General features: G+C 72.5%; 18 protein-coding genes. 8 read left to right on the forward strand and 10 right to left on the reverse strand.

Translation table 11 applies throughout. The annotated features are described in order from the left end of the window. Positions 1–80: 80 nt before the first annotated feature. From ACPC54_RS21690 to ACPC54_RS21700, 3 genes are all read left to right on the forward strand, one after another. Complete coding sequence (locus ACPC54_RS21690; protein ID WP_498966876.1) at positions 81–1406, forward strand: hemolysin family protein; 1326 nt, start codon at positions 81–83, stop codon at positions 1404–1406. A gap of 30 nt (positions 1407–1436) precedes the next feature. Further along, positions 1437–2480, forward strand: coding sequence for a tryptophan--tRNA ligase (gene trpS, locus ACPC54_RS21695; protein WP_498966878.1), 1044 nt, complete (start codon positions 1437–1439; stop codon positions 2478–2480). Positions 2481–2542: 62 nt separating this feature from the next. Next, a complete protein-coding gene (locus tag ACPC54_RS21700) occupies positions 2543–3031 on the forward strand; it encodes a 2'-5' RNA ligase family protein (protein ID WP_498966879.1) in 489 nt (162 codons plus the stop codon). A gap of 37 nt (positions 3032–3068) precedes the next feature. On the opposite strand, the gene ACPC54_RS21705 is transcribed toward ACPC54_RS21700, so the two are convergent. Further along, positions 3069–5579, reverse strand: a complete 2511-nt coding sequence (locus tag ACPC54_RS21705) for a CDP-glycerol glycerophosphotransferase family protein (RefSeq protein WP_498966880.1) — start codon at positions 5577–5579, stop codon at positions 3069–3071. A gap of 317 nt (positions 5580–5896) precedes the next feature. Beyond that, positions 5897–9469 (reverse strand): bifunctional glycosyltransferase/CDP-glycerol:glycerophosphate glycerophosphotransferase, encoded by a 3573-nt coding sequence (locus ACPC54_RS21710; RefSeq protein WP_498966881.1) that lies wholly within the window; start codon positions 9467–9469, stop codon positions 5897–5899. A 137-nt stretch (positions 9470–9606) separates the two neighbouring features. On the opposite strand from ACPC54_RS21710, the gene ACPC54_RS21715 reads away from it, so the two are divergent. Together ACPC54_RS21715 and ACPC54_RS21720 are read left to right on the forward strand one after the other, a co-directional pair. After that, complete coding sequence (locus tag ACPC54_RS21715; RefSeq protein WP_498966882.1) at positions 9607–10605, forward strand: glycosyltransferase family 2 protein; 999 nt, start codon at positions 9607–9609, stop codon at positions 10603–10605. A gap of 55 nt (positions 10606–10660) precedes the next feature. Then, positions 10661–11659 (forward strand): YihY/virulence factor BrkB family protein, encoded by a 999-nt coding sequence (locus ACPC54_RS21720; RefSeq protein WP_498966884.1) that lies wholly within the window; start codon positions 10661–10663, stop codon positions 11657–11659. A gap of 42 nt (positions 11660–11701) precedes the next feature. Here the strand turns inward: ACPC54_RS21720 and ACPC54_RS21725 are convergent, their stop codons facing one another. Further along, a complete protein-coding gene (locus ACPC54_RS21725; protein WP_498966885.1) occupies positions 11702–12910 on the reverse strand; it encodes a D-alanyl-D-alanine carboxypeptidase family protein in 1209 nt (402 codons plus the stop codon). A 144-nt stretch (positions 12911–13054) separates the two neighbouring features. Between ACPC54_RS21725 and ACPC54_RS21730 the strand changes: the two genes are divergently transcribed. Next, positions 13055–13312: an SCO4848 family membrane protein gene (locus ACPC54_RS21730; protein ID WP_498966886.1), complete on the forward strand. Its 258-nt coding sequence runs from the start codon at positions 13055–13057 to the stop codon at positions 13310–13312. 258 nt (positions 13313–13570) lie between these two features. On the opposite strand, the gene ACPC54_RS21735 is transcribed toward ACPC54_RS21730, so the two are convergent. The 4 genes from ACPC54_RS21735 to sdhC are packed head-to-tail and all read right to left on the reverse strand — an operon-like array spanning position 13571 to position 17015. Next, on the reverse strand, positions 13571–14341 hold the full coding sequence (locus ACPC54_RS21735; RefSeq protein ID WP_498966888.1) for a succinate dehydrogenase iron-sulfur subunit: 771 nt from the start codon (positions 14339–14341) through the stop codon (positions 13571–13573). Further along, entirely contained in the window at positions 14341–16083 is a 1743-nt protein-coding gene (sdhA, locus tag ACPC54_RS21740) for a succinate dehydrogenase flavoprotein subunit (RefSeq protein WP_498966890.1), read from the reverse strand. Before sdhA ends, ACPC54_RS21735 begins: the two co-directional genes overlap by 1 nt. Positions 16084–16134: 51 nt before the next feature. Next, positions 16135–16626, reverse strand: coding sequence for a succinate dehydrogenase, hydrophobic membrane anchor protein (sdhD, locus tag ACPC54_RS21745; protein WP_498966891.1), 492 nt, complete (start codon positions 16624–16626; stop codon positions 16135–16137). A gap of 8 nt (positions 16627–16634) precedes the next feature. Continuing rightward, positions 16635–17015 carry a succinate dehydrogenase, cytochrome b556 subunit gene (gene sdhC / locus ACPC54_RS21750; RefSeq protein WP_078859697.1) on the reverse strand — a complete coding sequence of 127 codons (381 nt, stop codon included), beginning with the start codon at positions 17013–17015 and terminating at the stop codon, positions 16635–16637. 254 nt (positions 17016–17269) lie between these two features. Here sdhC and ACPC54_RS21755 point away from each other — a divergent pair, with 254 nt between their 5' ends. Then, positions 17270–18067, forward strand: coding sequence for a hypothetical protein (locus tag ACPC54_RS21755; protein ID WP_498966893.1), 798 nt, complete (start codon positions 17270–17272; stop codon positions 18065–18067). 20 nt (positions 18068–18087) lie between these two features. Here ACPC54_RS21755 and ACPC54_RS21760 read toward each other — a convergent pair whose 3' ends face one another. The 3 genes from ACPC54_RS21760 to ACPC54_RS21770 form a co-directional block, all read right to left on the reverse strand. Beyond that, positions 18088–18573, reverse strand: a complete 486-nt coding sequence (locus ACPC54_RS21760; protein WP_498966894.1) for a 2-oxo-4-hydroxy-4-carboxy-5-ureidoimidazoline decarboxylase — start codon at positions 18571–18573, stop codon at positions 18088–18090. A gap of 294 nt (positions 18574–18867) precedes the next feature. Further along, positions 18868–20517, reverse strand: a complete 1650-nt coding sequence (locus tag ACPC54_RS21765) for an alpha/beta hydrolase (protein ID WP_498966896.1) — start codon at positions 20515–20517, stop codon at positions 18868–18870. Between the two features lie 67 nt (positions 20518–20584). Continuing rightward, positions 20585–21325, reverse strand: a complete 741-nt coding sequence (locus ACPC54_RS21770; RefSeq protein ID WP_498966898.1) for an SDR family oxidoreductase — start codon at positions 21323–21325, stop codon at positions 20585–20587. Positions 21326–21447: 122 nt separating this feature from the next. Between ACPC54_RS21770 and ACPC54_RS21775 the strand changes: the two genes are divergently transcribed. Then, a complete protein-coding gene (locus ACPC54_RS21775) occupies positions 21448–23037 on the forward strand; it encodes an acyl-CoA mutase large subunit family protein (RefSeq protein WP_498966900.1) in 1590 nt (529 codons plus the stop codon). Positions 23038–23048: the final 11 nt, after the last annotated feature.

Below are 23048 nucleotides of genomic sequence, written 5' to 3' on the forward strand. Positions count from 1 at the left end.
CCCGACCGGACGGCGGCCCGCCACCCCGCACAGGGGCGGCGGGCCGCCGCCGTCGGGCGGCCGTCCTACACTGGCCCGCTGTGAACGAAACCCTCGGGGACGCCGCGCTCGTCCTCGTCTTCATCCTGCTGGGCGGACTGTTCAACGTCGCCGAGATCTCGCTGATCTCGCTGCGCGAGGGCCAGATCCGGACGCTGGAGGGGCGCGGCACCCGGCGCTCGGCCCGGGCCGCGCACCTGGCCGCCGACCCCAACCGCTTCCTCGCCGCCGTGCAGGTCGGCGTGACCTGCATGGGCTTCCTGTCCGCGGCCTTCGGCGCCGACACGCTGTCCGGCAAGGTCGCGCCGCTGTTCGTCCGGGCCGGGCTCACCCAGGGCGTCGCGGACGCGCTCGCGCTGGTCGGCCTCACCCTGGTGATCAGCTACGTCTCGCTGGTGCTCGGCGAGCTGACCCCGAAGCGGATCGGCCTGCAGCGCGCCGAGTCCATCGCGGTGGCCGCGGCGCCCGTGGTGGACGTGATGTCGGTGGTGCTGCGCCCGGTGATCTGGCTGCTCGGCCACTCCACCAACCTGATGGTGCGCCTGCTCGGCGGCGACCCGGCGGCCGGCCGCGGCTCGATGAGCTCCGAGGAGCTCCGCGGCCTGGTCGCAGCCAACACCGAACTGGGCAGCGACGAGCGGGCGTTGATCGCGGACGTGTTCTCCGCCGGGGAGCGCCAGCTGCGCGAGGTCATGGTCCCGCGCACCGAGGTGACCTTCCTGGACGCCGAGCGCCCGCTGGCCGCCGTCCGGCACCAGGCCGAGACCTCGCCGCACTCGCGCTACCCGGTGGTCGAGGGCAGCGCCGACGCGGTGGTCGGCTTCGTCCACGTCCGCGACCTGTACGGCGCGCGCGGCGAGCAGGCCGCCAAGGTCCGCGACCTGGCCCGCCCGGTGAAGCTGCTGCCCGGCACCAAGCTGGTGCTGGAGGCGATGGGCGAGATGCGCCGCGAGGGCCACCACCTGGCCATCGTGGTGGACGAGTACGGCGGCACCGCCGGCATCGTCACGCTGGAGGACCTGGTCGAGGAGGTGATCGGCGAGATCCGGGACGAGTACGACCGCCCGGAGACCGCCACCACCCGCCGGCTGGCCGGCGGCGGCGTGGAGCTGGACGGCCTGCTCAACCTCGCCGACTTCGCCGAGGAGACCGGCGTCACCCTGCCCGAGGGCCCGTACGAGACGGTGGCCGGCTGCCTGGTCGCCTCGCTGGGGCGGCTGCCCCGGCAGGGCGACCAGGTGCGGGTCACCACCGAGGGCGACGCCGGAGTGCTGCTGACGGTCGCGAAGCTGGAGGGGCGTCGGATCGCCCGGGTCGGGGTGAGTGCGGTCACACTGGCGGAGGCTGCGGGGCCGGAGGTTTCCTGACCGCGCGGGAGAACTGGAACAATGGCCCGCATGGTCAACGCAGCGGTCGTCACTGGTCCGGTCAAGGACCGTCCCCGGGTGCTCTCCGGCATCCAGCCCACCTCCGGCTCGTTCCACCTCGGCAACTACCTGGGCGCGGTACGCCAGTGGGTGGACCTGCAGAAGGACAACGACGCCTTCTACATGGTCGTCGACCTGCACGCGATCACGGTGCCGCAGGACCCGGCGACGCTGCGCGAGAACACCCGGGTGTCCACCGCCCAGCTGCTCGGCGCCGGCCTCGACCCGGAGCACTGCACGCTGTTCGTCCAGTCGCACGTGCCCGAGCACGCGCAGCTCGCCTGGGTGATGAACTGCCTCACCGGCTTCGGCGAGGCCTCCCGGATGACCCAGTTCAAGGACAAGTCCTCCCGGTACGGCTCCGAGAGCACCACGGTCGGCCTGTTCACCTACCCGATCCTGCAGATCGCCGACATCCTGCTGTACCAGGCGGACGCCGTCCCGGTCGGCGAGGACCAGCGCCAGCACGTGGAGATCACCCGCGACATCGCGGAGCGCTTCAACACCCGCTACACCCCGACCTTCAACGTCCCGAAGCCGTACATCCTCAAGGAGACGGCGAAGATCATGGATCTCCAGGATCCGGCGATCAAGATGAGCAAGTCGGCCTCCTCGCCCAAGGGCCTGGTCAGCCTGCTCGACGAGCCGAAGGTCAGCGCCAAGAAGATCAAGAGCGCCGTCACCGACACCGGCACCGTCGTCTCCTACGACGAGGAGCAGAAGCCGGGCGTCTCCAACCTGCTGCGCATCCACTCCGCGCTCAGCGGCCGGTCGGTCGAGCAGCTGGTCGAGCACTTCGAGGGCAAGATGTACGGCGCCCTGAAGACCGAGCTGGCCGAGCTGTTCACCGAGTGGGTCACCCCCTTCCAGGAGCGCACCCGCACCTTCCTGGACGACCCGGCGGAGCTGGACCGGGTGCTGGCGGTCGGCGCCGAGAAGGCCCGCGCGGTGGCCTCCGAGACGCTGGCGACGGTGTACGACCGGATCGGCTTCCTCCCGGCCGCCAAGCGGTGACTCCCCTCACACACCTGCCCGATGGTGAGCGGCTCCCGGAGCTGCTCACCATCGGCGTGTCCGTGAGCGTCCCGGACCCGTACGGCGCGCAGATCCAGGACGCCCGGGCGGGGCTCGGCGACCCGCAGGCCCGGTCGATACCGACCCACGTCACCCTGCTGCCGCCGACCGAGGTGCCGGCCGAGGCCCTGCCGAAGATCGAGGAGCACCTGGCGCAGGTGGCGGCCGCGCACCTGCCGTTCCGGATGCTGCTGTGCGGCGGCGGCACCTTCCGCCCGGTCTCCCCGGTGGTGTTCGTCCGGGTCGAGGAGGGCGCGCAGGAGTGCCGGCTGCTGGAGGCGGACGTCCGCTCCGGCCCGCTGGCCCGCGAGCTGGCGTTCCCGTACCACCCGCACGTGACGGTCGCGCACGGCCTGCCGGACGACGTGCTGGACCAGGCGTACGAGCAGGCGCGCGGCTACCGGGCGGCCTTCCGGGTGCCCGGCTTCTCGCTCTCCCGGTTCGACGCGGACGAGGTCTGGCGGCCCTGGCGGGACTACTCGTTCGGGTGAGCCCGACCCGCCGGGCCGCCCTCGGCGGCCGCTCGGACTACCGCTCCCGGCGCCCGAGTTCGAGCATCCGGTCGACCACCCGGGCGGAGGCCCCGCCGTCGTCCAGCGCGCAGTGCTCGGCCCGGAAGCGGCGGTAGCGCTCGGCGTACCCGGGCGGCACTTCCCCGCCGCCGTCGGCGAGTTCGCGCAGCGCGCCGAGCAGTTCGGCCGAGGTCGGCACCAGCGGGCCGGGGGCGTTCGGCTCGAAGTCGAAGTAGAAGCCGCGCAGGGTGTCGCGGTAGTGCTCCAGGTCGTAGGTGAAGAAGTACATCGGGCGGCCGGTGATCGCGAAGTCGAACATGATCGACGAGTAGTCCGTCACCAGGACGTCCGCGATCAGCAGCAGCTCCTGCGGGTCGGGGTAGTCCCCGCAGTCGTACAGGAAGCCGTCGCCGGCCGAGGGCAGCGGGTCGCGCACGTGCGAGTGCGGGCGGATCAGCAGCACGTGGTCCTCGCCGAGCAGGCGCCGGGCGTGCTCCACGTCCAGCTTCAGGTCGAGCCGGAAGCCGTCGCCGTCGCGGCGCTGCTGGTCCTCCCGCCAGGTCGGCGCGTACAGCACGATCCGCTTGCCGTCCGGGATGCCGAGCTTGCGCCGGACGGCCGCGGCGGTGGCCGCGTCGGACCGCGCGAGCACGTCGCCGCGCGGGTAGCCGGACTCCAGCACCTCGCCGCCGTAGTGGAAGGCGCGCCGGAGCACGGGGGTGGCGAAGGGGCTGGGGGAGAGCAGCAGGCTCCACTGCGGGGTCTCCCGGTCGAGCGCCTCCAGGTAGCCGTGGTCGGCCAGCCAGGGGTTCTCGACGTCGTGGGCGATCCGCTTCAGCAGTGAGCCGTGCCAGGTCTGCACGACGACCTGGCCGGGGCGGCGCTCCAGGAAGTCCGGGAAGTGCGTGTTGCCGACCAGGTACCGGCAGGTGGCCAGCGCGCGGTACCACTCCGGGCTCCATATCCGCACCGGGGTGACCCCGGGCGGCAGCTCGGCCTGGGCGTCGTCGACCACCCACAGGTGCTCCAACGGCTCACCGCGGCGGGCGAGTTCGGCGTGCACCGCGCGCGGCGAGTCGGCGTAGCCGCGGCCGCCGAAGACGTCGTACAGCACCGCCTCGCGGACCGGCTCGCGGCGGGCGGCCGGGTAGCGCTCGGTGCGCTGCCGGTGCTGGTTCCAGGCGCTGCGCTCGGCGGCGTCGAGCACCGGGGTGGAGTCCACCAGCAGGGTGTCGTGCCAGCGGCGCTGCAGCACGACCCGCTTGCCGCCGGCCGCGGTGGTGGCGGGCAGCGCGGACAGCGCGGCGGGGGCGGCGAGCAGCGGCCGGGCGGGGCCGTCGCGGTCGGCCGGCTCCAGCGCGGCGTCCCAGACGCCCTTGCGCAGCGGCAGCGCGACGCCGTCCGCGCCGGTGCGGGTGGCGGGCACCCGGGCCAGGAAACGGCCGTCGCCGGACGTCTCGATCGGGGCGCGGACCTCGCCGGCCTGCGAGCTGTGCCGCAGGACGAGCTCCAGCCGGTCGGCGGCCGCGCCCGGGCAGTGGCCGGCGAGCTCGAAGCCGCCGGACCGGGCGGTGATCCGGTCGACGTAGCCGGCCGCGGGCTGGACGCACACCTGGAGCCGGCCGTCCGCGAGGTGTTTGAGGTAGAGCACCCGGTCCGGGGCGCCGGGCAGCGGTTGCTGGCCGGCCACCGGGCCGCCGCGCTCGTCCAGGCAGAGCTGCTCGGTGCCGCCGTCCGGGCGCGCCAGTTCGACGTCCCAGTGCTCCAGCTCGCCGGTGCCGCGGCCGTCCGCGGTGAACGGCCGGTACGGCAGGTGGACGGCGAAGGTGTTGCCGGTGCGGGTGACCGGGTGCTCGATCACGGCCTCGCTCTGCCGGTGCCGCAGCCGCAGCACGGTGCCCGCCGGGCAGACGTCGGCGGTGCCGCTCAGGTCGAGGCCGCCGCCGGCCGGGGCGGCGTGGTCGAGCCGGGCGTTCGGGCGCTCCAGCCGCAGGCCCAGCCGGCCGTCCTCGAAGAACGGCTGGAGACGGACGTCGCGGTCCACCCAGCGGGCCGGCGGGTACTCGCCGGAGCCGCACCAGTGCGGGGCGAGCGCACCGTACTGGCGGCGCACCCGGGTGGGGCGGGGGCGGGTGAAGAGGGTGGTCTCGATCCGCCAGTCGCCGAGCAGCCAGCGGCCTTCGTGGCGCAGCCGGGCGGGCTCGATCAGGGCGGTGAAGCCGGACCAGTCGTGGTTGAACTCGGGCTGGGCGCTGTCGTCGGTGACCTCGGGCATCCGGCGCGGTCTGGAGCGCAGGTGCACGGGCGGGCGGTCGGCGTCCTCGTGGCGCAGGGTCAGCCAGGTCCAGGCCGAGCCGGGGCGGCCGGTGTCCTGGTGCTGCGGGCGGGCGAAGCCGGTGAGCTCCAGGCCGCGGGCGTGCCAGCGGGCGCGCAGCAGGCCGAAGGTGACGTCCTCGTCGACGGCGGGCCGGTCGGTGCTCACACGGGGGGACGCGTGCGGGAGGACGAACCGTGTGAGCACAGGCATGGGGGGATGACCCTTCGAGCAAAACGGGATTCCCGGGCGTGGCGGTGAACCGGGAGCCGCCGCCGATCCGTTCGTGTCCGGTCCGGGGCCGACTCCACATCCCATACCGGGGCGATGCCCGGGGTCAACTGTACGGACCTGCGAATTTCCTCAGAAATTCGTCCGTCACGGCCGGTCCGACCAGGTCGTTCCCGCCGTCCCGGGGGAACGCGCGAGCACCGGACGGAATCCGCGCGGAATTTCCGTTCGGGGAATTCCCGGACGGTCTCCGGGGGCGTCCGACACCATCGGCTCGGACGCCCCCGGAGACCCGTGTCCTACTCCTTGCGGAGCATCGCGTCGACCACCCGGGCCGAGGCCTTGCCGTCGTCCAGGTCGCAGTAGGCCTCGCGGAACGCGGCCGCCTTGTCGGCGTACTCGGCCGCGACCCCGTCCACCCGGCCCAGCGCCGAGACCAGCTCCTCGGAGGTGGCCAGCAGCGGGCCGGGCGCCTCCGCCTCGAAGTCCAGGCTGAAGCCGCGCAGGTTGTCGCGGTAGTGCTCCAGGTCGTAGGTGAAGAACAGCATCGGCTTGCCGGTCGACGCGAAGTCGAACACGGAGGCCGAGTAGTCGGTCACCAGCACGTCGGCGATCAGCAGCAGCTCCGCCATGTCGGGGTAGCTGCCGACGTCCCACACGTAGCCGTTGCCGGCGTCCGGGATCTGGCCGCACATCATGGCGTGCCGGCGCACCAGCAGCACCTGGTCGTCGCCGAGCGCGGCCTTGGCCGCCGCCAGGTCGATCCGCAGGTCGATCTGGTAGCCGCCGTTCGGCCGCCGCCGGTCCTCGCGCCAGGTCGGCGCGTAGAGCACGACCTTCTTGCCCTCGGGCAGGCCGAGCCGCTCGCGGACCTGCTCGGCGGTCTTCTCCCGGTCGGCCGCGAACAGCAGGTCGTTGCGCGGCGCACCGCTCTCCAGGATCTCGCCCTGGTAGTCGAAGGCGCGTCGCAGCACCGGCGCCGACCAGCTGTTGCCGGCCACCAGCAGGCTCCAGTTCGGGACTTCCCGGGCCAGGGACTTCAGGTAGTTCGAGTCGGTGAACCAGACCTTCTCGAAGTCGAGGCCGACCTGCTTCAGCGGGGTGCCCTGCCAGGTCTGCACGACCACCTGGCCGGGGCGGCGGACGAAGAAGTCGGGCAGGTGGGTGCTGGTCACGACGTACTTGGCGGTGGCCAGCGCCTCGAACCACTCCGGGCTCCACTGCCGCAGGGCGCGGGCCGTGCTCGGCAGGTCCGCCTGCATGTCGTCGGAGCCCCACAGGTGCTCCAGCGGCAGGCCGCGGCGGACCAGCTCCTCGTGGATCGCCCGCGGCGAGTCGCCGTACTGGCTGCCACCGGGGACGTTGTACAGCACGGCGTCGCGCACCGGCTTGCGCCGGGCGGCCGGGTAGTCGACCGACCGCTGCTGGCGCTGGCGGTAGCCGGAGCGCTCCTCGGGCAGCAGCACCGCGTGCGACTCCAGCGACAGCCCGTCGTAGTGGCGGCGCTCCAGCACGATCCGCTTGCCGCGCGACTCCACCTCCAGCGGCAGCGTGCCGAAGCAGTCCGGGCTGATCAGCGCGGCCGAGACCGGCAGGTCCTCGACCGGCGCGCCGACCGGGCGGAAGAAGACGTTCCAGGTGCCGTGCGCGAGCGGCACGTTCCCGGCGAAGGAGGCGGTCGGCACGGTGGGCAGGGCGGTGCGGAACCGGCCGTCCGCGATCTCCACCGGGTAGACGTGCTCCTCCTCGCGCCAGTGGTGGCGGACCACCAGCTCCCAGCGGTGCGTGCCGGGCAGCGGGAACGAGCCGCTGAGCAGGAAGCCGTCCGCGCCGCGCGCGGTGATCTCGTCCACCATCGGCTGCAGCACCTGGTCGGAGAACTGCAGGTAGCCGCCGGGGGAGGGCTTGGAGTAGAGCACCCGGCGCTGGTCGGCCGGGGCGTCCGGGTTCAGCGGCAGGTGCAGCTGCTCGGGCGCGTTGCGCTCGTCCCAGGCCAGCGGGACGGTGCTGCCGTCCGCCAGCAGCAGGACGGTGTCCCAGCGGTCGCGGCTGCGTGCGGCGGCCACCGGGTCCAGCTCGGCCCAGGCCTCGCGGACGGCGGTGAGCTCGGCCACCGGGAAGGACGCGGCGAACGGCTGCAGCGTGCCGACCGGCGCGCCCAGCTCCAGCGGGAAGGAGACGGCGCGGTCCGACTCGACGTGGGTCATCCGCAGCCGGGCCCCGGCGAAGCTCGGGCCGGAGCGGGCGGCGCCGGAGACCTCGACCCGGTCGCCGTGGCCGGCCAGGCCGGTCACCCGGGCCTTGACCGTCTCCACCCGCAGGTAGACGAAGTTGTCCCGGACCCAGGGCACGATCCGCACGTCCGGCTCGACCCAGTACGACGGGATGTACTGCGCGGTGTCGCTCCAGCCGGCCGAGATCCGGCCCTTGTAGACGCCGCCCTTGCCCGCGCCGGCCACCAGGACGCGCCAGTTGCCGTCCTTCCACTGCCCGCGGTTGCGCAGCTTCTTCGGGTCGACGGAGACGCTGAAGCCCGACCAGTCGCAGCTGTACAGGTCGTGGTTGCAGCTGGCGGTGGCCTCGGGGCTGTACGTGGTCTTCATCGGCACCGCGACGACCCGGCGGCCCTTGGCCTCGCGCAGCACCAGGGTGCGGACCATGTCGTGCTTGCCGGCCGCGCCCAGCTGCTCCGGGAACGCGTGCCCGGTCAGCTGCAGCTTCCCGCCGACCCAGCCGCTGCCGTACAGCCGGCTGCGCATGACCAGCGAGTTGTCGAGCTTGAGCACGCCGGACGGCACGCTCTTGCGCCCGCCGCGCAGGAACGGGTAGTCGGCGTACGGGCGCAGCACGCCGCGGGCCTGGACGCCGCCGCCGCTCTCGCCCTCGTACGTGATCTGCTCGACCAGCTCGTCGATCCGGCCCTGCAGGGTCAGGTGGTACTTGAGCCGCAGCGGCGCGCGCAGCTTGCGGACCAGGTCCGGGCCGATCGAGCGGAGCAGCCGGCTGACGTGCTGCTGGTAGGCGGCGCGGTACTCCTGGTCGCCGTCCACGACGGACCAGAAGAACATCGGGATCTCCTCGACGAGGGTGTTCTCGTCGTAGGAGCGCAGGTACTCGGCGAAGCGCGGCTCGGTCTGCTTCTTCAGCCAGCCGCGGACCAGCTCGACCGAGGCGACCCGGTCGACCAGGCCCTTCGGGTTGGTGCGCATCTGCGTGATCGACATCTCGCCGACCTCGCGCTCGCGCCAGTGGTAGATCGGCTCGGCGAGGACGTCGACGCTGGCGGCCAGGTAGTGGTGCGGGACGCTGACCGGCGCGTCCTCGTACAGGATGCCCTCGGGGTAGAGCAGGCCGGCCGCGTCGAAGAACGAGCGGCGGTACACCTTGTTCCACGCGGTGCGGTCGGTGACCAGCGCCGGGATCTCGGTGATGTGGGTCTTGAGCCTGGTCTCCTTGAACGGCTTCACGTGCCCGCCGGACTGGTAGTAGCCCACCGCGCGGAACCGCAGCACGTTGCCGGTGCAGAAGTCGGAGCCGGTCTCGTCCAGCGTGTTGATCATCAGCTCGTACGCGCTCGGCGGCATCGAGTCGTCGCTGTCCACGAAGCACAGGAACTCGGAGTCCGGGTCGATGTGCCGGATGCCGGTGTTGCGGGCCGCGCCGAGGCCCTTGTTCACCTGGCGGACCAGGCGGAACCGCGAGTCCTGGGCCGCGTACGCCTCGGCGAGGGCCGCGCTGCCGTCCTTCGAACCGTCGTCGACCATGACGCACTCGAAGTCCGTGAACGTCTGGGCGGCGATCGAGTCGAGGCATTCGACGAGGTACCGCTCGACGTTGTAGATCGGGACGACGATGGAGAGGCGGGGAGCCATCGGCTACGCAGGCCTTTCTCGGGAGGAGCGTGGCCACCCGGGGGACGGGCCTGGCCGCACTTTGATTCGGTGCGTACGTGCGCCCCCGATCCTACCTCCGGGGTTTCCCGGCCCCCCGGGCCCACTACCCTGGGCCCGTGCCCCGCTTCAGCGTGATCGTCCCCGTGTACCAGGTCCAGGACTACCTCGCCGAGTGCCTCGACTCGGTGCTCGGCCAGGGCGGCCCGGACCTCGAACTCATCGCGGTGGACGACCGCTCCCCGGACGGCTGCGGCGCGATGCTGGACGCGGCGGCCGCCGCCGACCCCCGCGTCACCGTGCTCCACCTGCCGGAGAACGTCGGCCTCGGCCGCGCCCGCAACGCCGGCCTGGAGGTCGCCACTGGCGACTACGTGGTCTTCCTCGACAGCGACGACACGCTCACCCCCGGCCTGCTCAAGGCCGTCGACGAGCGGCTCGCCGCCACCGGCGACCCGGACGTCCTGGTCTACGACTACGCCCGCACCTACGCGGACGGCCGGATCACCCGGGCCGCCTCCGCCCACGTCTTCGGCGCCGCCTCCCCAGACGTCTTCGACCTCGCCGCCCGCCCCGACCTGCTCGACCTGCTCCAGGTCGTCTGGAACAAGGCCTACCGGCGCGACTTCATCACCGGGCAGCAGCTGGTCTTCCCGGCCGGCTACTACGAGGACACCCCCTGGACGTACCCGGCGCTGCTCGCCGCCGAGCGGATCACCCTGCTCGACGAGGTCGGCGTGCACTACCGCCAGCGCCAGGAGGGCGGCAACATCCTGGCCACCGCCAGCCGCAAGCACTTCGACGTCTTCGCCCAGTACGACCTGGTGTTCGCCTTCCTCGACCGCCGCCCCGACCTCGACCGCTGGCGCCCGGTCGTCTTCGGCAAGATGCTGCACCACCTCAACACCGTGGTCGCCAAGCCCGGCCGGGTCCCGGCCGGCGACCGCCGCGAGTACTTCCGCCGCGCCGCCGCGCACTGCGCCCGGCTGCGCCCGGCCGGCTACCGCCCGCCCGCCGGGGTGGACGGCATCCGCCTCGAACTGCTCAGCCGCGGCCGCTACGGCGCCTACCAGGCCGTCCGCGCCCTCGCCAAGGCCCGCCGCCTGGTGCGCGGCTGACGAACCGGTGCGTGGCTGACGCCCGTTCGGGGGAGCGGCCGGTATAACCGGTCGGGTGGAATTCCTGACCCGCCTCCCGGTCCTCGGCCCGCTCGTCACCCGGGTGCTGCGCAGCCGCCCGTACCGGGTGTACGAGTACTTCACCGCCGCCCGCGGCAACCGGCTGGCCGGGGCCGTCACCTTCTTCGGCTTCCTCGCCCTGTTCCCGCTGCTCACGGTCGGTCTGGCGATCGCCGTCGCGACGCTCAGCGACAGCCGGGTCGCCGACCTGCAGCACCGCATCTCCGACCAGCTGCCGGGCATCTCGGACTCCCTCGACCTGCCCTCCCTGGTGTCCAACGCGGGCGCCGTCGGGCTGGTCGGCGGGGCACTGCTGCTGCTCTCCGGCCTCGGCTGGGTGGACACCATGCGCACCTCGATCCGGGACGTCTGGCAGCTGCCCGACGACGACGGCAACCCGATCCTCGCCAAGGCCTGGGACTGCGTGGTGCTGGCCGGCCTCGGTCTGGTCTCGCTGGTGTCGATGGGCGCCTCGACGGTCGGCACCACGCTGGCCGGGCGGGTCGCCGACGAGATCGGCCTGCACAACGGCTACCTGCTCACCGGCATCGGCCTGGTCATAGCGGCCGCCTGCGACACGCTGCTGTTCGCCTACCTGCTGGGGCCCTTCCCCGGGATCACCGGCCAGCGCCGCGGCGACCTGCTGCGCGGCGCGCTGATCGGCGCGGTCGGATTCGAGCTGCTGAAGCTGCTGCTCGCCTCCTACCTCGGCTCGGTCGCCGGGCGGAGCCTGTACGGGGCCTTCGCCACGCCGGTGGCGCTGCTGCTGTGGATCAACTTCGTCTCCCGGCTGCTGATGTACTGCGTGGCCTGGACGGCGACCGCCGACCCGGAGGCGGCCCGGGAGCGCACTCGCGCGCACGGGCGGGCCCTGCTGGCGGCGGCCGACGCGTCCGAGCCCGAGGCCGAGCCCGAGGCCGAGCCCGAGCCCGGCGACGGTGACGGGGACGGGGACGGTGACGGGGACGGCGACGGGGCCCGGTCCCAGGCCTGACGGCCGGGGCCGGGCCCGCCGGGGGCAGCCGGCCTTCGGGGGTCAGCCGGTCTGCGCCGCCCGGCGCCGGCGCAGCACCAGCCCGCCGTACCCGGCCGCGCCGCCCGCCGCCGCCACGGCCAGCCAGCCGCCGAGGCCCAGGCCGTCGTCGCCCCCGGCCGCCGGGGCCGTCGCGGCGGCCGGCCGGGTGCTGGGGGAGGGGTGCGGCGGCGGCGCGGGCACACCGTCGGTGCCGCCGGCCTGGCCGGTCGGCTCGGCGCCCGGCGGCAGTTCGTCGACCAGCTTGCCGACCGGCCGGACCTTGTCCGCCGCGGCGAAGCCCCAGTCCAGCAGCGCGGCCGTCTCGTCGTACACCTTCTGGTAGCTGGCCGGGTGCATCACCGTCACCAGCAGGGTGCGGCCGCCGCGCTCGGCGGCGCCGACGAACGTCGAGCCGGCGTTCGTGGTGGTGCCGTTCTTCACACCGATCAGGCCGGGGTACTTGCCCAGCAGCCGGTCGGTGTTGGCGATCCCGAAGCTGCCGCGCTGGCCGGTGTTCTTGTCGACGGCGCCGGGGAACTGCGCGTCCCGGGTCGCGCAGTACGCGCGGAAGTCGGCGTTGCGCAGGCCGGAGCGGGCGAACAGCGACAGGTCGTAGGCCGAGGACAGCTGGCCGTCCATGTCGTAGCCGTCCGGGGAGATCACCTTGGTGTCCCTCGCCTGCAGGGCGTCCGCGCGGGCCTGCATCTCGGCGACGGTCTGCGGGACGCCGCCGTTCATGTGCGCCAGGACGTGCACGGCGTCGTTGCCGGAGCTCAGGAACACCCCGCGCCACAGGTCCTCGACCCGGTACTCCAGGTTCTCCTTGATGCCGACCAGGCTGCTGCCGGCGCCGAGGCCGGTGATCTCCTCGTCGGTGACCTTGTGCACGGTGTTGCGGTCGAACTTGGGCAGCACGGTGTCGGCGAAGAGGATCTTCAGGGTGCTGGCCGGGGGCAGCCTGAGGTGCGGGTTGTAGGCCGCGAGCACGTCCCCCGTGGTCGCGTCGGAGACTATCCAGGACTGCCCGGTGAGACCGGTCGGCAGCGCCGGGGCGCCCGCCAGCGGGTCGACCTGGGCCCCGGGCCGGCCGAGCCGGTCGCCGCCGACCGCGGCGGCCGGCGGGGGCGGCTCGTGCGGGGCCGCGACGGCCGCCGGGGCGGCGAGCAGGACCGGGAGGGCCGCGGTGACCGCGGCGCACAGGTGCGCGAATGACTGACGGCGTGTTGACACCAGCAGACCGTACCCAGTCCGCGCCCCGGCCGTCCGCCCCCCGGCGCCGGTCCTCCGCAGGAGGGGCCCGCCGTACGCCGATCGGAGGCCCCCGCATACTGGGGACGCACACCGTCTTCACACCCCCCCGCCGAGGACTGCCCCATGAAGCTCAGCCGCCGCGCCTCCTGGTTCCTGACCGCCTTCGGGGTCTGGTCGATGATCATCTGGACCACCTTCGTCAAGAACCTCTGGAAGGACTCCGGCGGCCAGGCCTTCACCAACGGCGACCACTCCCAGCCCACCGCCTTCTTCTGGATCCACCTCCTCCTCGCCGTCACCTCCTTCCTCCTCGGCATCGCCGTCGGCACCCTCGGCCTCCGCGGCCTGCGCGCCACCCGCCGCACCCCGGCCGCCGACTGAAATGTGTTTGGCCGCTGTCAGACCCCGCTGACAGGATCTCCACGGTTCTCGCACGGAACAGCCGTGCCGATGACAAAGGGGCGGGGATCTTCATGACACTTCCACGTGCCCGAACGCTCGGTGGTCACGGCCGACCGGCACCTGGTGATGTACAGCGGCTGGAGCGAGCCGAACGACCTCGGCGCGCTGAGCTGACGAACATGCCGAAGGCCCCCGTCCGGCGGGACGGGGGCCTTCGGCATGTTCAGGCGGGGTGGATCAGAAGCGGCGGGTGACCAGGGCCCGCTTCACTTCCTGGATCGCCTTGGTGACCTCGATGCCACGCGGGCAGGCCTCGGAGCAGTTGAAGGTGGTGCGGCAGCGCCACACGCCCTCGCGGTCGTTGAGGATCTCCAGGCGCTGCTCGCCGCCCTCGTCGCGCGAGTCGAAGATGAAGCGGTGCGCGTTGACGATGGCGGCCGGGCCGAAGTACTGGCCGTCGTTCCAGAACACCGGGCAGGACGACGTGCACGCGGCGCACAGGATGCACTTGGTGGTGTCGTCGAAGCGCTCGCGGTCCTCGGCGGACTGCAGGCGCTCGCGCGTCGGGTCGTTCCCCTTGGTGATGAGGAACGGCATGACGTCCTTGTACGCCTGGAAGAACGGGTCCATGTCCACGACCAGGTCCTTGAGGACCGTCAGGCCCTTGATGGCCTCGATCGTGATCGGCTTCTCCGGGTTGACGTCCTTGATCAGGGTCTTGCACGCCAGCCGGTTGCGGCCGTTGATCCGCATCGCGTCGGAGCCGCAGATGCCGTGCGCGCAGGAACGGCGGTAGGTGAGGGTGCCGTCCTGCTCCCACTTGATCTTGTTGAGCGCGTCCAGGACGCGCTCCTTCGGGTCCAGGGTCAGCTGGTAGTCGACCCACACCGGGTCCGGGTGCTCCTCCGGGTTGAACCGGCGGATCCGGAAGGTGACGGTGATCAGCTGGGTGCCACCGGCCTCGACCGCGTCCAGAGCGGCCGAGTGCTCCACAGTCGGAGTGCTCATCAGTACTTACGCTCCATCGGCTGGTAGCGGGTCGTGACGACCGGCTTGTAGTCGAGGCGGATGGAGGTGCTGCCGTCGGCGGCGACCTCCTGGTACGCCATGGTGTGCTGCATGAACTTCACGTCGTCACGGGTCGGGAAGTCCTCGCGGTAGTGACCGCCGCGGGACTCCTCGCGGGCCAGCGCGGAGACGGCCAGCACCTCGGCCAGGTCGAGCAGGTTGCCCAGCTCGACGGCCTCCAGCAGGTCCGTGTTGTAACGGAAGCCCTTGTCCTGGATGGAGACGTTCTTGTAGCGCTCCTTCAGCGCGGCGATGTCCTCGACCGCCTGCTTCAGGGTGGCGCCGGTGCGGTACACCATGGCGTTGGTGTCCATGGTCTCCTGCAGCTCCTTGCGGATCTGCCCCACGGACTCGGTGCCGGTGGACTCGCGCAGGCCGTCGATCAGCGCCTGCACCTTCTCCTCCGGGTTCTCCGGCAGCTCGACGAACTCGTTCGCGTTGGCGAAGTCGGCGGCGGCGATGCCCGCGCGACGGCCGAACACGTTGATGTCGAGCAGCGAGTTGGTGCCCAGGCGGTTGGCGCCGTGCACGGACACGCAGGCGACCTCGCCGGCCGCGTACAGGCCCGGGACGACGTCCGTGTTGTTGCTCAGGACCTCACCCTCGACGTTGGTCGGGATGCCGCCCATGGCGTAGTGCGCGGTGGGCTGGATCGGGATCGGGTCCGTGTAGGGCTCGATGCCGAGGTAGGTGCGCGCGAACTCGGTGATGTCCGGGAGCTTGGCGTCCAGCTGCTCCGGCGGCAGGTGGGTCAGGTCCAGGTAGACGTGGTCGCCGTCCGGACCGCAGCCGCGGCCTTCGCGGATCTCGGTGTAGATCGCGCGGGAGCAGACGTCACGGGACGCGAGGTCCTTCATGACGGGGGCGTAGCGCTCCATGAAGCGCTCGCCGTCCTTGTTGCGCAGGATGCCGCCCTCGCCGCGGGCGCCCTCGGTGAGCAGGATGCCCATGCGCCAGATGCCGGTCGGGTGGAACTGGAAGAACTCCATGTCTTCCAGCGGCAGGCCGCGGCGGTAGACCAGGGCCTGGCCGTCACCGGTGAGGGTGTGGGCGTTGGAGGAGACCTTGAAGAACTTGCCGGTGCCGCCGGAGGCGAACACGACGGACTTGGCCTGGAAGACGTGGATCTCGCCGGTGGCCAGCTCGTAGGCGACGACGCCGGCCGTCTTGCCCTCGTTGAGCAGCAGGTCCAGGACGTAGAACTCGTTGAAGAACTCGACGCCGTGCTTGACGCAGTTCTGGAACAGCGTCTGGAGGATCATGTGGCCGGTGCGGTCGGCCGCGTAGCACGAGCGGCGGACCGGGGCCTCGCCGTGGTTGCGGGAGTGACCGCCGAAGCGGCGCTGGTCGATGCGGCCCTGCTCGGTGCGGGAGAAGGGCAGGCCCATCTTCTCCAGGTCGAGGACGGCGTCGATGGCCTCCTTGCACATGATCTCGGCGGCGTCCTGGTCGACCAGGTAGTCACCACCCTTGACCGTGTCGAAGGTGTGCCACTCCCAGTTGTCCTCCTCGACGTTGGCGAGGGCGGCGCACATGCCGCCCTGGGCCGCGCCGGTGTGGGACCGGGTGGGGTAGAGCTTGGTCAGGACGGCGGTGCGGCTGCGCTGGGTGGACTCGATGGCCGCGCGCATGCCGGCGCCGCCGGCGCCGACGATGACGGTGTCGTACTGGTGAATCTGCATGGGGGGTTAACTCGCCTCTGGCCTCTGCCGATGGTCGATGGTGCTCGCGGCTCAGATGTTGGGGTCGAAGGTGAAGATCACCAGGGTGCCGAGCAGCACGGTGAAGACCGTGGCGGTACCCATGAGCCCCTTGAGCCAGAGCCGGGTCGAGTCCTTCTCGGCGTAGTCGTTGATGACCTGTCGCATGCCGTTGGCGCCGTGCAGCATGGCGAGCCAGAGCATCAGGAGGTCCCAGCCCTGCCAGAACGGGGAGGCCCAGCGGCCGGCTACGAAGGCGAAGCCGATCTTGGAGACGCCGCCGTCGAGCACCAGCATGATGATCAGGTGGCCGAGGATCAGCGCGGTCAGGACGACACCGGACAGGCGCATGAAGAGCCAGGCCAGCATCTCGAAGTTGGTGCGGGTGCGGCGCGGCGTCTTCGCGGTGCGCTTGCGCGGCGGCTCGATGACGAACGCGTCGGCCGGGTTGCCGGTGCCGAGGCCCTTGCCGGTGTGCGCCTGCTTGGAGGGGACGACGAGCTCGTCGGAGATTTCCGTGGACATGTGTCGGCTCACTCCCCGAACCAAGAGATCAGCGTGTGCTGCAGGATCGGGTAGAAGGCGCCGGCCATCAGGACGACCCAGACCCCGACGACGGTCCAGAGCATCTGCTTCTGGTACTTCGGGCCCTTCGACCAGAAGTCCACGGCGACGACGCGAAGGCCGTTGAGGGCGTGGAACAGGATGGCGGCGGTGAGGCCGTACTCCAGCAAGTTCACGAGGGGAGTCTTGTACGTCTTGATGACGGTGTCGTACGACTCCGGCGACACCCGCACCAGGGCGGTGTCCAGGACGTGGGCGAACAGGAAGAAGAAGATGAGGACGCCGGTGACTCGATGAGCCACCCAGCTCCACATGCCTTCCCGGCCGCGGTACAGCGTTCCAGCCGGCACGGAAAAACCCTCCGGAAGCGATTGGGGGCTCGGCCGGCTTCGGTGTCGGTCAGCCCGGCCGGGTACGGTCCACCGGCCGCGAGCATCCTATCGGCGCGTTCTCGCCACCCGCCTCCGGGGGCCTCCGGTGTGATCAAACAGCCACTTCTGGCCTAGTCGGACGGGAACCAACCCCGGATTCGCGACGCAGGGTGACCGTTCGGGTGCGCTACGGTGGCCGCCCGCCACGCCGCCGACACCCTGCCGAGGCCCCCGTGCCACTGCGCCGCGTCCGACCGTCCGTCGCCGCCCTGCTCCTGTTCCCGCTGCTCAGCTGCGGCTGCGCCACGGTCGGCGGCTCCCCGTCCGCGGACCGGGCCGCGCCGGGCCGGGAACTGTCCGCGTCCGAACTGAGGGCGGCCGCGGTGGCCGATAACGATCTGGGGCCCGGGTACGCGGTGACGGTCATGACGGCCGGGCGCGGCGACACCGGGGCCGGTGCCGGGCGGGAGGCCGCGGACGTCCCGGCCTGCCAGCCGCTGCTGGACGTGGTGGCCCCGGGCGCGTCGGTCGGCACCGCCCCCGGCACGGCCTCGACCTCGCCGGGGGTGGACCGCCCGTACGCGGAGACGGACCTGAGCGTGGCCCGGGCCGCCGACCCCAAGGGCGGGGTGTACGGCGGGCTGATCGGCTACCGGGCGGGGCGGGCGGCCGTGCTGCAGGGGGAGCTGGAGCAGCTGTTCGGCCCGTGCGCGGCCTTCGGTTCGACGGCCCCGGCGCCGCCGGCCGAGAAGCCGGGGAAGAAGGCGCCGATCCGCACCCGGCACCGGCTGAGCCGGGAGGACACGCCCACGCCGGAGGGAGCGGACACGGCGATCGGATTCACCCTCACGAATGAATCGGGCGGTGCGGTCCTCACCCAGCGCGCCGTACTGGCCCGGGTCGGGACGGCGCTGGCGGTGTTCACCACCTTCGGCGTGGCCGCGGAGCCGGCCGCCGTGCCGGACGAGCGGATCGTCCGGCAGCAGGTGGCCAAGCTCCGCGCCGCGCAGGGCGGTGCCGCGCGGAAGTAGCGCGGGAGCGGGGCACGCGCTCAGCGCGCCCCGGCCTCCGAGTGGGTCGCGACCAGGTGCTCCAACCGGGTGAGCGCGATCCGGCGCAGCTCGTCCGCTGAGATCAGCCGCTCCTCGTCCGGGTCGTTGGCGAGCCGGATCCGGATCGAGGAGAGCACGGCGTCGAGCATCTCCTCCGGCTCGACGCCGTCCAGGCAGACCACGAAGACGTGGCCGAACCGCGCCTCGTACGCGGCGTGCGCCGCCCGCAGCGCGGTGTGCGCGGCCTGGCTGCCGGGCGCCCGCATGCCGAGCAGGGGCTGGGGCATCCAGCTCTCGTCGGCGAGCGCCTCGGCCAGGTCGGCCGGGCGCAGGTCGTAGGAGGCCTCGCTGGCGGCGGCGAGCAGGGACTCTATGTCGGGGTACGGCCGGTGCGCGGTGAGCCGCAGAGCCCAGCGGTGGCTGCCGCAGCAGGCCAGCAGGGCCTCCTCGGCCGCGCCGGCGTCGGCCTCGTTGAAGCGGTGCAACCCGAGGAGGGTCGGCTCGGACGTGGGATCGAGCCGCTGTGGCGGGATGTCGCTGGGCAGCGGGTCCTCCTCGTGAGGGCGGGAAGGTACCGGTGGTGTGGGGTGGTGGAACAGCTGAAGTATGGGGGCCGCGGGCGGCGGTCGACGCCGGTCTGGCAGCTCCTCAAAGGTAGTTGAGCGGTCATCAGTTGGGGAGGGCGCGCGCCGAATTCATCCGGACGAGCTATCAAGTTGTGACGTTGACACCGTTTCGTCAGCGCCCTCCCCCTTTCTCCCGGTAGTCGCGGCCTCCGGCTATTCGCAGCGGGTCCCGGCGGCCGGCATCGTGCCCTCGGTCAGGTAGGCCGCCATGGCCTTGTCGATGCAGGCGTTGCCCTTGCCGAAGGCGCCGTGGCCCTCGCCCACCCGGGTGAGCAGGGTGGCGTTCGCGAAGCCCTTGGCCAGCGCCTCGGCCGAGGCGTACGGGGTGGCCGGGTCGCCGGTGCTGCCGACCACGAGGATGGGCGCGGAGCCCTCGGCCCGGATGGTGTGCGGCTTCTCCGGGGTCTTGAACGGCCAGTGGGCGCAGCCCGGCTCGGTGTAGTCGTCCACCGTGACGCCCTTGGACAGCAGCGGCGCCTCGGCGAGCAGCCGGTCGACGGCGGCCTTGGCGTGCTCGGGGGTGGGCGCGGGGCGGGCGGCGTCGGCGCAGGCGATCGCGGTGTGGGCCTCGTCCAGCGGGCTGTAGTGGCCCTGCTCGTCGCGGCCGTTGTAGTCGTCGGCGAAGGCCATCAGGAAGTCGCCCTTGTCGCGGGCCATCGCCCAGCCGAGGGAGGCGCGCAGGTACTTCCAGGAGGTCTTCTCGTCGCCGTACAGCATCGAGATGACGCCGGTCCACGCCTGGTCGCGGCCGAGCTTGCGGCCGTCCTTGACGGTCAGCGGGTGGTCGCGCAGGCCGTCGAGGAAGTCGGCGGCCTTCTTGGCGGCCTGGTCCTTGTCCTTGCCGAGCGGGCACTCGTCGGCGTGGTTCTCCACGCAGTCGGCGGCGAAGCGCTCGAAGGACTTCTCGAAGCCGACCTGCTGGTCGACGCCGTGGTCCAGGGTGTCCTCGGCGGGGTCGACGGCGCCGTCGAGGATCAGCCGGCCGGTGTTCTTCGGGAACTCCTCGGCGTAGAGGGCGCCGAGGTAGGTGCCGTAGGAGATGCCGAGGTAGTTGAGCTTCCTGTCGCCGACGACGGCGCGCAGCACGTCCAGGTCGCGGGCGGTGTTGCGGGTGCCGACGAAGGGCAGCAGCTTGCCGGACTTCGCCTGGCAGGCGGCGGCGTGGTCGGTGCTCTGCTTGACCCGGGCGGCCTTGCGCGCGGCCGGGTCGATCGGCTCGTCCTCCTGGTTGAGGGCGTCGTGCTGCTGGTCGTCGTAGCAGACGACCGGCGCGCTGGCGCCGGTGCCGCGGGGGTCGAAGCCGATCACGTCGAAGCGGTCGTGCAGGGTGCCCTCGAAGTCCTTGGCGCCGAACTCGACCATCTCGACGCCGGAGGCGCCGGGGCCGCCGGGGTTGACCATCAGCGAGCCGACCCGCTGGTCAGGCTTGGCGGCCGGGTGCTTGATCAGGGCGAGGTCGATGGCGTCGGTGGCCGGGTTGGCGTAGTCCAGCGGGACGTGCAGCTTGCCGCACTTCATGCCGCTGGTGTCGACCTTGGCCTTCTCGGCCTTGGGGTCGGCCGGGCAGTCGGCCCAGGCGATCTGCTGGCCGTAGAAGGGCTTGAGGGCCGGGTCGGCCTCGCCAGCGGGCTTCGCGGTCGGCGCCGGGGTGGCCGTGGGGCTCGCGGTGCCGGTGGCCGCGGGTGCGGCGGCCTTGTCCTGGGACGACGCGTGGTCGTCGGTGCACGCGGTGGCGAGGAGGAGCGTGCCCGCCGCCACGGCGGTCAGCAGGACGCGTGGGCGGGCGGCCCGAAAGGTTTTCATCGCACGTGTGTACCACTGGTGGGTGACGCGTTCGATCATGGCCCCCCGGGCCGACCGCCCGGCCGGATCAGCCGCGGTGGACCTTGTGGTTGGCGGCCTGCGCCCGGGGGCGGACCACCAGCAGGTCGATGTTGACGTGCGGCGGCCGGGTGACCGCCCAGGCGACGGTGTCCGCGATGTCCTCCGAGGTCAGCGGCTCGGCCACGCCCGCGTACACGGCCGCGGCCTTGTCCTCGTCGCCGCGGAAGCGGGTGATCGCGAAGCCCTCGGACTTCACCATGCCGGGGGCGATCTCGATCACCCGGATCGGCTCCCCGCACAGCTCCAGCCGCAGCGTCGCCGCGATGGTGTGCGCGGCGTGCTTGGCGGCGACGTACCCGCCGCCGCCCTCGTACGCGGCCAGCGCGGCGGTGGAGGACATCACCAGGACGGTGCCGTCGCCGGTCGCCCGCAGGGCGGGCAGCAGCGCCTGCGTCACGTGCAGCACGCCGAGCACGTTCACCTCGTACATGGCCCGCCAGTCGGCCGGGTCGCCGTGCTCGACCGTCTCGGCGCCGATCGCCCCGCCGGCGTTGTTCACCAGCACGTCGACCCGGCCCACCTCGGCCGCGAAGGCGTCCACCGCGGCCCGGTCGGTCACGTCCAGCGTGCGGGCGCGGCCGCCGATCTCCTTGGCCAGCGCCTCGATCCGGTCCGTCCGGCGCGCGGTCAGCACCACCTCGAAGCCTTCGGCGGCCAGCCGGCGGGCGGTCGCCGCGCCGATTCCGCTGCTGGCACCGGTGACCACGGCCACCTTCTGCTCGGTCATCGCCACTCCCTGGGGCTCGTCGGTCGTTCACCCGATCATCTCAACCGCGTCCGCGCGCCCGCCGCCCGGTGGCGTTCTACATTGCGAGGACCGCCCCCGTGCCGTCCTCGCTGGAGGAACCCATGGCAGTCGAACCGCGCCGCGCCGAGTCGGGCTTCGAGATCGAGCCGGTGTACGGCCCCGAGGCGTCGGCCGGCCGCGATCCGGAGCGGTGGCTCGGCCGGCCGGGGGAGTACCCGTACACCCGGGGCGTCTATCCGACGATGTACACCGGACGCCCGTGGACGATGCGCCAGTACGCGGGCTTCGGCACCGCCGCCGAGTCCAACGCCCGCTACCGGCAGCTGATCGCGGGCGGCGGCACCGGCCTCTCGGTGGCCTTCGACCTGCCCACTCAGATGGGCTACGACTCGGACGCGCCGCTCGCCGCCGGGGAGGTCGGCAAGGTGGGCGTGGCCGTGGACAGCGTCGAGGACATGGCGGTGCTGTTCGACGGCATCCCGCTCGGCGGCGTCTCCACATCGATGACCATCAACGCGCCCGCCGCGCTGCTCCTGTTGCTCTACCAGCTGGTCGGCGAGGCCCAGGGGGTCGCGCCCGCCGCGCTCACCGGCACGGTGCAGAACGACGTGCTGAAGGAGTACATCGCCCGCGGTACGTACATCTTCCCGCCGGAGCCCTCGCTGCGGCTGGTCGCGGACGTGTTCCGGTACTGCCGGGCCGAGATCCCGCGCTGGAACACCATCTCCATCTCCGGCTACCACATGGCCGAGGCCGGCGCCGATCCGGCGCAGGAGATCGCCTTCACCCTGGCCAACGCCGTCGCCTACGTCCGCACCGCGCTGGCCGCCGGAATGGCGGTGGACGACTTCGCCCCCCGGCTCTCCTTCTTCTTCGTGGCCCGCACCACCCTGCTGGAGGAGGTGGCCAAGTTCCGGGCCGCCCGCCGGATCTGGGCCAGGATCATGCGCGAGGAGTTCGGCGCGCGGGACCCGCGCTCGCAGAAGCTGCGCTTCCACACCCAGACCGCCGGGGTGCAGCTCACCGCCCAGCAGCCCGAGGTGAACCTGGCCCGGGTCACCGTGCAGGCGCTCGCCGCGGTGTTCGGCGGCACCCAGTCGCTGCACACCAACAGCTTCGACGAGGCGATCGCGCTGCCCACCGAGAAGGCGGCCCGGCTCGCGCTGCGCACCCAGCAGGTGCTCGCCCACGAGACCGACGTGACCGCCACCGTCGACCCGTTCGCCGGCTCCTACGCCGTCGAGTCGCTCACCGACGCCGTGGAGGAGGCCGCGCTGGCGCTGATGGCCCGGGTCGAGGAGCGCGGCGGCGCGGTGGCTGCGATCCGGCAGGGCTTCCAGAAGGCCGAGATCGAGCGCACCGCCTACCGGATCCAGCGGGAGACCGAAGCGGGCACGCGGACGGTGGTCGGCGTGAACCGCTACCGGCTGGACGCCGAGGAGCCCTACCGGCCGCTGCGGGTGGACCCGGCGATCGAGCGGCGGCAGGCCGAACGGCTGGCCCGGCTGCGGGCGGAGCGCTCCCGAGCCGCCGTCACCCGAGGGCTGGACGCGCTGCGCCGCACCGCGGAGGGGCCGGGGAACGTGCTCCCGCCGATGAAGGAGGCGCTGGCCGCGCGGGCCACCGTCGGCGAGGTCTGCGACGCGCTGCGCGAGGTGTGGGGCACGTACACGCCGGTCGACCGTTTCTGAGTCGTCGTCAA

Origin of the sequence: Kitasatospora sp. NPDC094028, assembly GCF_049543595.1 — a bacterium.
In the GTDB taxonomy this organism is placed as follows: Bacteria; Actinomycetota; Actinomycetes; order Streptomycetales; family Streptomycetaceae; genus Kitasatospora.

What these genes read in the sequence shown, in the direction of transcription:
- ACPC54_RS21775 (WP_498966900.1), top strand. Translation starts at nt 21,448, where the DNA reads ATGGCAGTCGAACCGCGCCGCGCCGAGTCGGGCTTCGAGATCGAGCCG.
- sdhA (WP_498966890.1), bottom strand. Translation starts at nt 16,083, where the DNA reads ATGCAGATTCACCAGTACGACACCGTCATCGTCGGCGCCGGCGGCGCC.
- trpS (WP_498966878.1), top strand. Translation starts at nt 1,437, where the DNA reads ATGGTCAACGCAGCGGTCGTCACTGGTCCGGTCAAGGACCGTCCCCGG.
- ACPC54_RS21730 (WP_498966886.1), top strand. Translation starts at nt 13,055, where the DNA reads ATGAAGCTCAGCCGCCGCGCCTCCTGGTTCCTGACCGCCTTCGGGGTC.
- ACPC54_RS21705 (WP_498966880.1), bottom strand. Translation starts at nt 5,579, where the DNA reads ATGCCTGTGCTCACACGGTTCGTCCTCCCGCACGCGTCCCCCCGTGTG.
- ACPC54_RS21710 (WP_498966881.1), bottom strand. Translation starts at nt 9,469, where the DNA reads ATGGCTCCCCGCCTCTCCATCGTCGTCCCGATCTACAACGTCGAGCGG.
- ACPC54_RS21735 (WP_498966888.1), bottom strand. Translation starts at nt 14,341, where the DNA reads ATGAGCACTCCGACTGTGGAGCACTCGGCCGCTCTGGACGCGGTCGAG.
- ACPC54_RS21765 (WP_498966896.1), bottom strand. Translation starts at nt 20,517, where the DNA reads ATGAAAACCTTTCGGGCCGCCCGCCCACGCGTCCTGCTGACCGCCGTG.
- sdhD (WP_498966891.1), bottom strand. Translation starts at nt 16,626, where the DNA reads ATGTCCACGGAAATCTCCGACGAGCTCGTCGTCCCCTCCAAGCAGGCG.
- ACPC54_RS21770 (WP_498966898.1), bottom strand. Translation starts at nt 21,325, where the DNA reads ATGACCGAGCAGAAGGTGGCCGTGGTCACCGGTGCCAGCAGCGGAATC.